This window comes from uncultured Campylobacter sp., from assembly GCF_938045465.1.
Classification (GTDB): Bacteria; Campylobacterota; Campylobacteria; order Campylobacterales; family Campylobacteraceae; genus Campylobacter_B.
The window spans coordinates 1-9,503 of sequence record NZ_CALIBF010000117.1; the positions used below are offsets into that span (position 1 = coordinate 1).

8 protein-coding genes are annotated in these 9,503 nt (G+C 47.4%); 3 read left to right on the forward strand and 5 right to left on the reverse strand.

Annotated features, from left to right (window positions below; genetic code table 11):
• Positions 1-66: 66 nt before the first annotated feature.
• Both Q0413_RS05445 and Q0413_RS05450 read right to left on the reverse strand, forming a co-directional pair.
• A complete protein-coding gene (locus Q0413_RS05445; protein ID WP_298987967.1) occupies positions 67-870 on the reverse strand; it encodes a metal ABC transporter permease in 804 nt (267 codons plus the stop codon).
• Positions 863-1,630 carry an ABC transporter ATP-binding protein gene (locus tag Q0413_RS05450; RefSeq protein ID WP_298987969.1) on the reverse strand — a complete coding sequence of 256 codons (768 nt, stop codon included), beginning with the start codon at positions 1,628-1,630 and terminating at the stop codon, positions 863-865. Before Q0413_RS05450 ends, Q0413_RS05445 begins: the two co-directional genes overlap by 8 nt.
• Before the next feature lie 99 nt (positions 1,631-1,729).
• Between Q0413_RS05450 and Q0413_RS05455 the strand changes: the two genes are divergently transcribed.
• The 3 genes from Q0413_RS05455 to Q0413_RS05465 are packed head-to-tail and all read left to right on the forward strand — an operon-like array spanning position 1,730 to position 5,883.
• Entirely contained in the window at positions 1,730-2,638 is a 909-nt protein-coding gene (locus tag Q0413_RS05455) for a bifunctional 2-polyprenyl-6-hydroxyphenol methylase/3-demethylubiquinol 3-O-methyltransferase UbiG (RefSeq protein WP_298987971.1), read from the forward strand.
• Positions 2,601-3,473: a cytochrome c peroxidase gene (locus Q0413_RS05460; RefSeq protein WP_298987973.1), complete on the forward strand. Its 873-nt coding sequence runs from the start codon at positions 2,601-2,603 to the stop codon at positions 3,471-3,473. The genes Q0413_RS05455 and Q0413_RS05460 overlap by 38 nt, the downstream gene beginning before the upstream one ends.
• Positions 3,463-5,883: an EAL domain-containing protein gene (locus tag Q0413_RS05465; protein WP_298987974.1), complete on the forward strand. Its 2,421-nt coding sequence runs from the start codon at positions 3,463-3,465 to the stop codon at positions 5,881-5,883. Before Q0413_RS05460 ends, Q0413_RS05465 begins: the two co-directional genes overlap by 11 nt.
• A 590-nt stretch (positions 5,884-6,473) precedes the next feature.
• On the opposite strand, the gene Q0413_RS05470 is transcribed toward Q0413_RS05465, so the two are convergent.
• From Q0413_RS05470 to Q0413_RS05480, 3 genes are all read right to left on the reverse strand, one after another.
• Entirely contained in the window at positions 6,474-7,982 is a 1,509-nt protein-coding gene (locus Q0413_RS05470) for a succinate CoA transferase (protein WP_298987975.1), read from the reverse strand.
• Positions 7,983-8,336: 354 nt separating this feature from the next.
• Positions 8,337-9,143, reverse strand: a complete 807-nt coding sequence (locus tag Q0413_RS05475; RefSeq protein WP_297943200.1) for a tetratricopeptide repeat protein — start codon at positions 9,141-9,143, stop codon at positions 8,337-8,339.
• A 19-nt stretch (positions 9,144-9,162) separates the two neighbouring features.
• On the reverse strand, positions 9,163-9,503 hold a 341-nt coding region (locus tag Q0413_RS05480), incomplete at its 5' end, for a hypothetical protein (protein ID WP_298987976.1).

Sequence of the window (9,503 nt, forward strand, 5' to 3'; positions counted from 1 at the left end):
GCGCTTCAAATTTTAGGCGCGGCGCTGATACTCGCAGGCATCCTGCTTAGCGAGCTGGGCGGGATTTTAGGCGCGAAGTTTGCTAAAGACCGAGCTTGCGAAAAAGCAGACCGAGGCGACTAGGATTATCGAAGCGCCGCTGGTTAGATTGAGCTTAAAGCTCAAAATAAGCCCCGCTGCGCAGAAAAGCGCCGATAGCGCGCAGCTTATCGCCATCATCGAGCCTAAGCTTTTTGAAATTTTTTCGGCGATGAAGGGCGGGATCGTCATCAGCGAGATTACTAAGATTAGCCCTACGATCTGAATCGATGCGACCACCGCGAGGCTCGCCATTACCACGAGGACGTAGTAAAAGACGCTCGTATTAACTCCTCGCAGCAGGGCGAATTCCTTATCGAAGCTGATCGCTAAAAACTGTCTGTAAAAGCACGCCGTAAGCGCCGCAAATGCCGTGCCGCAAATGCCGATGAAGATTAAATTTTCGTGATTTATCGCTAGGATGGAGCCGAATAAAAAGCTCATCAGATCGGATTTGTATCCAGGCGTGAGATCGGCGAAGATTATCCCTAGCGCCATTCCAAACGCCCATATCGCGCCGATTACGGCGTCGAAGCGCTCGGTGTTTCGCAGCGTAACGTAGGCGATGAGCAGCCCCAAAAACAGCGCAAATACGCTAGCTCCCAGCACGGGCGAGATGCCTAAAAATAGTGCGATGCCGATGCCGCCGTATGCGCCGTGCGCGATGCCGCCTGCTATGAAGCTCATGCGATTTATCACGACTAAAGAGCCCACGACGCCGCAGACTATACTGACTAAAAGCCCGCCGATTAGGGCGTTTCGCATGAAATCGTAAGATAAAATTTCAGCCATTTTCGCCCTCCTTGCAGCAGCATTCGTTAAGCGCGAGATCGACAGCGCAGAAGTGCCCGTGCTCGCGTCGCAGATGATCTAAAAATTCCGCCCTGCCCCCGGGATCGATCTCGTGAGTGTGCGCCGAGCCGTTTGCGACGTAAAGAGCGCGGTTTGCGTAGTTTAGCGCAAGCTGCACGTCGTGGCTGATTAGAATTATGCCGCAGCCGCTCTCATTTAGGGATTTTAAAAGCTCGTAAATTTGAACCTGCCCCATCGTGTCGATGCTCGCTAGCGGCTCATCAAGAAGTAAAATTTTAGCCTTCGCGCACAGCGCCCGCGCGATGTAAACGCGCTGTCTTTGTCCGCCGCTAAGCTCGCTGATGCGGCAGCAGGCTAAGCTCTGCATGCCTACGCGCTCCAAAGCTTGCATGGCTTGCTCGCGCTCGGATTTAGAGTAAAAGCCAAAAATTTTCTTATCTATCAGCCCCATTAAAACGACTTCGAGCACGCTTATGGGAAAGCTTTTGTTTATCGCGATGAACTGCGGTACGTAGCCCATTTGCGCCCTGGCAAGCGCGGGCGATCTGCCTAAAATTTCGATTGTGCCCGAGCTTGGTCGCAGCAGCCCCAAAAGCAGCTTCAAAAGGGTGCTTTTGCCGCCGCCGTTGGGCCCAAAAATTGCTAAAAAATCGCGCAGCTCGTAGCTTAAGCTTATATCTTTTAAAATTTCGCGTTTTTCGTAAGCAAAGTTTAAATTTCTTATCGTCACGTCCGCCATGAACGCCCTTTCGCCTAGATTTTGAAAGCATTTATTATAGCCCAAATTCGGAAAAATTGCCAAATTTTGCTATTATTACAAAAAATTTAAAGGCGAGTGGTGGAGAAAATCGGCGAAAAATCACATAAAAATAGCTGGGATAAAAAGTCCGAAAGTTACGCCAAATTTAGCGGCGAGCTAGGGGATTTTGGCAAGCGGGTGTTTGAGATACTGCGCGGCTGGGGCGTGAGCTTTGCGGGTAAAAGCGTGCTCGACGTAGGCGCCGGCACGGGGGTTTACTCGCTGTATCTCGCGTCGCTGGGCGCCAAGGTCACGGCGATCGATAGCTCGGAGGGGATGCTGCGCGAGCTAAGGCGCAGCGCGGAGGAGTTTGGCATCAGCTTGCAAAACGTATTAAATTTAAGCTTTGCGGAGTTTTGCGAGCGGCTGAGCCGCGATGGTTTTGCAAATGCGGCGGATGAAAATTTTAAAATTTATCCACGCTCGCAGAGCGAAATTTCAAACGCGCAAGCTCAAGAAGCCCGGGCTTTAAATTTAAAAGACGCTATGAGCAAAAGCCGCGAGAGCGAAAATTTTAAAATTCCCGCAGTTTTTGACATCGCGTTTCTTACGATGAGCCCCGCGCTAAAAAGCACGGAGGATTTTGAGGCGTTTTTGGCTTTGGGCGAGCGCAAAATTTATCTAAACTGGGCGAGCGAGCGCAATTCATCAATGCTAGCGCCGCTGTTCGAGCGTTTCGGCACAGAGCACAAAAGACTTGCTACCGCCGCCGAAAAGTTCGAGGCGCTGCTTGGCGCGCGCGACATCAAATTTAAAAGCGAAATTTTAACTGAGAAGCGCGAGCAAAAACGCAGTCTGCAAGAAGCGGTGAAAAACGCCGCGTGGCACCTACATATGGACGGCGCGAAGGCCAGTGAGCGCGAGATCGAGGAGATTTTGAAAAAGCAGGCTAAAGGCGGGATGATAAGCGATGAGATCGAAGCGAGTTTTAAGCTGTTTTATATTTAGCCTGGCGCCGCTTTTGGGGCTTTGCGGCAATCTTTTTACGCCGCTTGAGATGCCTAAATATGACCCGCAAAAAGCGCAGTTGGGAGCAAAAATTTTTTCGGACGTGAGATTTAGCCGCAAAGGCCGCTCCTGCGAGAGCTGCCATAACTTCTATCTAAACGACTCGGGCGCTTCGGTGCGCGACGGACGCGTGCCTACGCTAATAAATTCTTATTATTTTGACCGCTACTTGGGCGATTATAATTTCGCGGGCTTTGAAGCGCGGATCGCGGCGTCAGTTTTTAGCGAGAATGAACTGGACGCGAGCGAAGATAGAATTTTAGAGCTTATCAGGAAGAATTTAGCCTACAAGCAGGCTTTTAAAAGTGCTTACGGCGAGGCGAATACGGAAAACTTCATTGATGCGCTGAAGGAATTTTTAAAGTCCAAAACGGCGATAAATTCCAAATTTGACCGATTTTTGCGCGGCGAGGTTAAGCTAAATGATGCCGAATATAACGGATATGTGCTTTTTGTACGGCTGTGCTCGGTATGTCACAACGGCGTTAGCCTAGGCACCGGCAGCTTTACTAAAATTCGCCCGAGCGCGGAAGAGGAGGATGCGCCTAAGCATAGGCTCACTTCCGATGGATTTGAGCTGCGCCGCGTGCCTAGCTTGCGCAATATCACGCAAACTGCGCCTTACGTAAACGGGCAGACGGATTTGCGTCTTGCGGTGCGGCAGATCGCAAAGGATCTGCTAAAATACGATCTTAACGATGGGGAGCTTGATGCTTTGATGAGCTTTTTGGCTACACTTAAGGGCGATATGACGGAGGCGCAGGATGAAAGATAAGATAATGTGGGCTTTGATGGTGGGGATTATGATATTAGGCATAATCATCGCCGGGAATTATTTCTCGTCGCTAAGAGATGTAGCGAGATTTAGCACGATTTCGCGCGAGCTAGCTTTGATCGATAACGCCGATAACCGCTTAAATATATTATTTGATGCAAAGATCGCAAGAAGGGACTTTTCGATTGCAAATGCCGATATGCGCGGCATCTATCAGGTGCTGCAAGCTCTACAAAAAGACAAAATCATCGATAAAATCGGACTTAGCAGCGATGTGCGCGCGATCGGAAGCGCTTTTGGCGATAAGATTTCACTTTTGGACGAGCTTGGGGCTTTAAATTCGCAGAATTTAATCCTTTTTCAAAGTCTGCAGCAAAAATTTCTATCCAGTGGCGCAAATGCGCAAAGAGCAAATCTCTACTCTCAAATTTTAGGACTTAACTATAAAAATCGCTCCGAGATCTCTGCTTTAAAAAGCGCGTTAGAAAGCGCAGATGCGTCAAGCCCCGACGAAGCTGCGTTTATAGGAATCGCGCGGCAAATTTTAAGGAATTTCGAGCGTCAAAATATCATCGTAAGCGATAATCTCTCGTTGCTCAACGAGCGTTTCGCAAGCCTGCGCGAGCGATTTTCTTACGCTAGCGAGGAATTTTACGGCTCGTTTATGCAAATGACGATGCTTTACACGGCGGTGTTTTTGTCGTTTTTACTGCTTACTTACATCATAAATTCCAATGCTTTGCGTAGTAAACGCGCCCTCGCGCCCTATCGCGTCCTATGCGAGGAGGCAGGCGAAGCGATAGTTTTGGCAGATCATAGCTTTAAAATTTTATACGCCAATAAAAGCGCGCTTAGCTTAAGCGGCTACGAACAAAGCGAGCTGGAAGGAAGCGATCTTGGAGTTTTGATGCCCAAAGATAAAGGGATCGAACTTCCTGCGATGGTAAATAAAAGCGCCAAAGACATGCGCCTGCTCCGTAAAAATGGCGAACTAGCCGATGTGAGCCTAAGACTAGCAAATGTCGCGGCTGCGTCCAAGCCGCCGCTATATGCGCTTTACGCTCATGACATCGGCGAGCGCGAGATTATGAAACTAGCTCTTGCGAGCGCAAAGGAGAGCTTAAACAATCAAGTCTATATCGATCATCTTACGGGCCAGGGCAACGAAGCAGCGCTATACGAGCTAATAAACGCCGAAAAAACGGGCGTAGCGATCTACATCACTATCGTAAATTTTGCGAATTTACGGCTTTTTTACAAGGCGGAGACGACGAATGAAATTCTGCGCTCCTTTGCGCGCACGCTTGCGATGTGTATCGAATCGCACGAGATCAAAGCCAGTATCTTTCGCATCCAATCGGATGAGTTTTGCCTATTTTACGAGGGACTAAATGTCGCGCGCGACGTGGAGATCATAAATAAATACTTCACCGACAAGGTTTTTAATCTCCATACGACCGAGGGCTTTGCCTCCGCGCCTTTAAATATCACGATGGGTGTAAGCGAGCGTGCAGATGTAGCGGGCGGCGCAAATAGGGTCTTTCAGGCGGTTATGGCGATGTATGAGGCGCAGAGCAAAAACGAGCACGTGGGCTTTTATTCGCGTCCAAATGCGATTGAGGAAAAATATCTTCAAAACCAGATTATGATCAACACCATTCAAAATGCGATCAAGAAAAATCAAGTCTTTGTGCTTGTTCAGCCCATATTTGATATCACCCACCGCGATCCTAGTGGTAACACCTACGGCACCGAGGGCGGTGATTATGTCCCGTTAGTATATGAAATTCTAATCCGCCTAATCGACCGCTCGGGCAAGACGCGCTGCCCGGGTGAGTTTATCGACATCGCAAAGCAAACCTCTCTCTACATCCCGCTAACTCAGGTCGTAATAAACGAAGCCTTTCGCTTGCTAGACCGCTTCGCAGGGACTTGCTTTAGCATAAATCTTTCATATTTTGACATCGCAAACGAAGGTATCAAGGAACTTTTAGAGCGCAAGCTCGCATCCAGCCCAAACGCTTCAAATTTATTTATTGAAATTTTAGAAAGCGAGGAATTTGACGATTACGAGAGCCTGCGCAGCTTCATAGCCGTAGCCAAAAACTACGGCTGCAAGGTCGCGATAGACGATTTTGGCAGCGGATACTCCAACTACTATAGAATTTTAACGCTCGACGTGGATTACATAAAGATCGACGGAGCGCTCATCAAAAACATCGCAAACGACAAAAACTCGCGCGCTATCGTCGAAACTATCGCTAACTTCGCGCGCAAGCAGGGCTACGAGCTCATCGCCGAATACGTAGAAAACCACGAAATTTCAATCATCTTAGAAGAGATGGGGATTAAATATATGCAGGGCTACTTCTACAGCAAGCCGATGGAGCCTTCGAGGATAAAATTCTAATCTCATCTCGCCGCGACTTTATAGCCCGCCTCTTTAAATTTATAGCCCAAAGACCGCTTTCGTAAGGCGAGAAATTCTGATTTAGCAAGATGCTGTTTTAATACGGAATTTATCTTGACAAATACTACGCGGTTTTATCGCGAACTTATGGCGCGCCTTGTAGCTAAGATTGCCGTAAAAGCTTACGCATGGCAAATGAAGTGAGAGCTAAATTTAAAATTTGATAGCAGATTTATGGATGAAATTTTGCGAAGTTCAAAATTTTAAAATTCCAAGCCGTAGAATTTTAAAATTTGAAATGCGCGAGCTGCAAATTTAAGGCTAAATTTTAAAATTCCGTAGCGATAAAATTTTAAATTCCGCGCCTTAAACCCGCCTGCAAATTTTAAAATTTTATGGCGCAAATTTCGATCTATTCGTTTTATAACATTTCGCGCGAGCTTTATAAAATAAAAATTTTAACGAGCTTTGCTCTAATTAGCGATAGAGCTTTCAAATGCAGGCGGAATTTTTAAGTGCAAACTTTCTTGCTTTCAGCGAGAATGAGCTTAAATTTTAGGCTTTAGCGCATTAGCTCAAGCAAATTCGCTCTAAGCCTTCATACTCCCCGTATCTTTAAATCTTTGATGCCACGACAGCGCCTCGCTTAAGATGTGTGGAGTATGCCCCGCACAGGGCTGCGCACATGCCCGCTCGAAATAATCTCTCAGCGCGTCTTGGTAAGCGGGATGCGCGATGCTTATCATCGCGCGAGCCCGCTCACGAGGGCATTTACCGCGCAGATCGGCGATGCCGTATTCGGTGATGATGACTTGAGTGTCGTGCTCGGTATGATCAACGTGACTCACGAACGGCACGATAGCGCTGATCGCGCCGCCTTTAGCTAGCGACGGGCTAAGAAATAGCGACAAATATCCGTTGCGAGCGAAGTCACCGCTACCGCCGATGCCGTTTTTCATCTGCGAACCCATGACGTTAGTGGAGTTTACGTTGCCGTAGATATCTGCCTCGAGCATGCCATTCATCGACACGACGCCAAGCCTTCTGATAAGCGCTGGCGAGTTGGAGACGTCTTGTGAGCGCAGTATGATGTGCTTGCGGTAGAAATCGATGTTTTTTTGAAATTCCTCGACACCTGCGGGGCTAAGCGATAGCGCTGTGGCACTTGCAGTGCCTACGACGCCTCTTTTGATGAGATCTAGCATGCCGTCTTGGATCACCTCGGAGTAGCACTGCAGCCCTTGGTAGCCAGCATTTTGTAGTGAGCTAAGCACGGCGTTAGCGACGTTGCCGATGCCCGATTGTAGCGGCAGTAGCTTCTTTGCGGGAAGTCTGCCGCAAGCTTCCTCGTTTTTTAGAAATTTTACGACATTGCACCCAATCGCGCTTGAAATTTCATCCACGGCGGTAAAATTATTGACGCGATCATGCGTCCTAGCCTCTATGACAGCGACTACTTTGGCAGGATCTACATGCATATAGGGACTGCCTACGCGATCGCCTACGTGCTTGATCGGCAGATCCTCAGCATGCGGCGGCAGGCGCAGATCCGTAACGTCGTGAATGCCCTCCAGCTCAAGCGGCTGATAGTAATTCACTTCTAAAATCACGCGATCGGCGATATCGAGCCAGGCCTGGTTGTTGCCTAGCGACGTGGACGGCACGAGCTCACCACTTTCTTTAATCGCCACTACTTCGATCACGGCAAAGTTTAGATGCGGAAAAAAGCCGGCCTTAAGCTGAGCAGCAAGGCTTGATAGATGCACGTCCGCGTATCGCACGGCGCCGCTATTTATCGCACGGCGCATATCGGCATCCGTAAAAAACGGCGCGCGAAAGCTCACGGCACCTGCTTTTGCCAAAACTCCGTCTAAAAGCGGATCGGTCGATGCGCCTGTAAAAATTTCGATTTGATAGGGCTCGCCTTTTTCGTGCAGCGCTGTCGCTCGTTGCGCTAGAGCTTGTGGCAGCGCTAGCGCGCAGCCCGCCCCAACAAAGCCGCTAAAGCCCACCGATGCGCCATTTGGGATCAGTTCGCAGGCTTTCTCGGCGCTCATAATTTTTGATTTTAGATATTCGTTTTGCACGCGTGAGTTCATTTTCCATCCTAGCCGTGATTTGGGCGAAATTATAATATTTTTGCGCTAAATTTCAAAATCTAAAATTTGGTGCGCGAGCTAAGCTATAAAATAAAATATGAGGCGCGATCGGTTGGGATACGCCGCAAACGCTTCCGATCAGGCTTTTTTTACTTCGGCGGTTTGCAATACCCGCTTGCGCGAGCGCTCGGTAAATAGGGTTTTAAGTGTGATTGAAGCTTAGTTGATAGTCTCGCTGCGATACTGCAAACACTCGCCTTGCGCTTTGCATCGCAACCTTTTAAGTTTAGTCTACACTCATATGTACGGAGAGCTTTGTGCGGGCAATGTTTTGCTATGTTGCCCGCAGCAATCTTATTCGATGAGACTTTTTATAGAATTATATGAACGGCAGGCAAATTGCACAACCTGTGCAGATTTCTCATTTTTAGCGAGAGGATCCGCCTTACCGAGTTCGCACGCTTTTTTATAGTATCTTGCCGCCTCCAGTTTATCTTTATCTTCTGCATACGCGGCGTATGCCGCGCAAGCACTCCATTGGTCGTCGGCACCGTTGCAAGCTTTCTTGTAAAAATAGGATGCTTTTTTGTTGTCCTTTTCTGTACCGAAATCGCCCGAATGATAGATCCCTCCTAGTATTGTGCAACCCAATGCAAGTCCTTTATCACATGCTTTTGTGTAGAATCCAATCACCTTTTTATCATCTTTTTCTATGCCGTTTTCCTCATATTCGCCCGTATAATAAGTTGCCGACATATAACAAGATAAACCATAGTTGCCCTCACACGCCTTTTTAAATAATTCAAGCGCTTTTTTATGATCTTGTTTAACATTTCCTCCTAAGTGGTATTGATAAGCAAGCGATGTGCAACCGCGTACCGATCCTCCATCGCACGACTTTTTTATTAACTCAAACCCTTTTTTGCTGTTTTTTTCCACACCCTTTCCGTCGCCGTATAATATCCCTAGCTTTTGGCAGGCGTCGTATTGATTGCAATCGCAACATTTTTCGTAAAATTTAGCAGCATTGGCATAATCTTTATCGATCTCCGAAAATATGTCCCCCGGTAGAGTGCTCGTACACTCTTCGCAATCTTGCTTCGCCGTCTGCGTAAATGCAAAAGTCCATAATAAGGTCAAAACCAAAACAATCTTTCTCATTTTTTCTCCTTATAAAAATTTATTTCTTCACATTAAAAAAGTCATCTGGATGTTCGAGCGCCGATAAACAAAATTGTTTCTTAAGCTCGTCGGACATTTGCAAGCCTGCCTCTAGCTTCATCAATATATACGTTCTTCTTAGCTCGTTATTTTCTTGCTTTAGTTTTTCTGTTGTGAGCCTAACTAGCCTATCGCAGCTATTAAAACCCGTTTGTGAGTAGCCTTCTTTACTGCCCGATTTATTATTTATTGCTTCCCATATTACGATAATACAAAAGATAATAAAGACATTTTTTAAAAAATTAAACATATAGCCTCTTTGGTTAAGATTTTTTAGCATAATTCTACCCCCCCCCCCCC

Excerpts from the sequence above, each read along its gene's own strand:
- Q0413_RS05445 (WP_298987967.1), bottom strand. The coding sequence starts at position 870 with ATGGCTGAAATTTTATCTTACGATTTCATGCGAAACGCCCTAATCGGC.
- Q0413_RS05450 (WP_298987969.1), bottom strand. The coding sequence starts at position 1,630 with ATGGCGGACGTGACGATAAGAAATTTAAACTTTGCTTACGAAAAACGC.
- Q0413_RS05460 (WP_298987973.1), top strand. The coding sequence starts at position 2,601 with ATGAGATCGAAGCGAGTTTTAAGCTGTTTTATATTTAGCCTGGCGCCG.
- Q0413_RS05465 (WP_298987974.1), top strand. The coding sequence starts at position 3,463 with ATGAAAGATAAGATAATGTGGGCTTTGATGGTGGGGATTATGATATTA.
- Q0413_RS05470 (WP_298987975.1), bottom strand. The coding sequence starts at position 7,982 with ATGAACTCACGCGTGCAAAACGAATATCTAAAATCAAAAATTATGAGC.
- Q0413_RS05475 (WP_297943200.1), bottom strand. The coding sequence starts at position 9,143 with ATGAGAAAGATTGTTTTGGTTTTGACCTTATTATGGACTTTTGCATTT.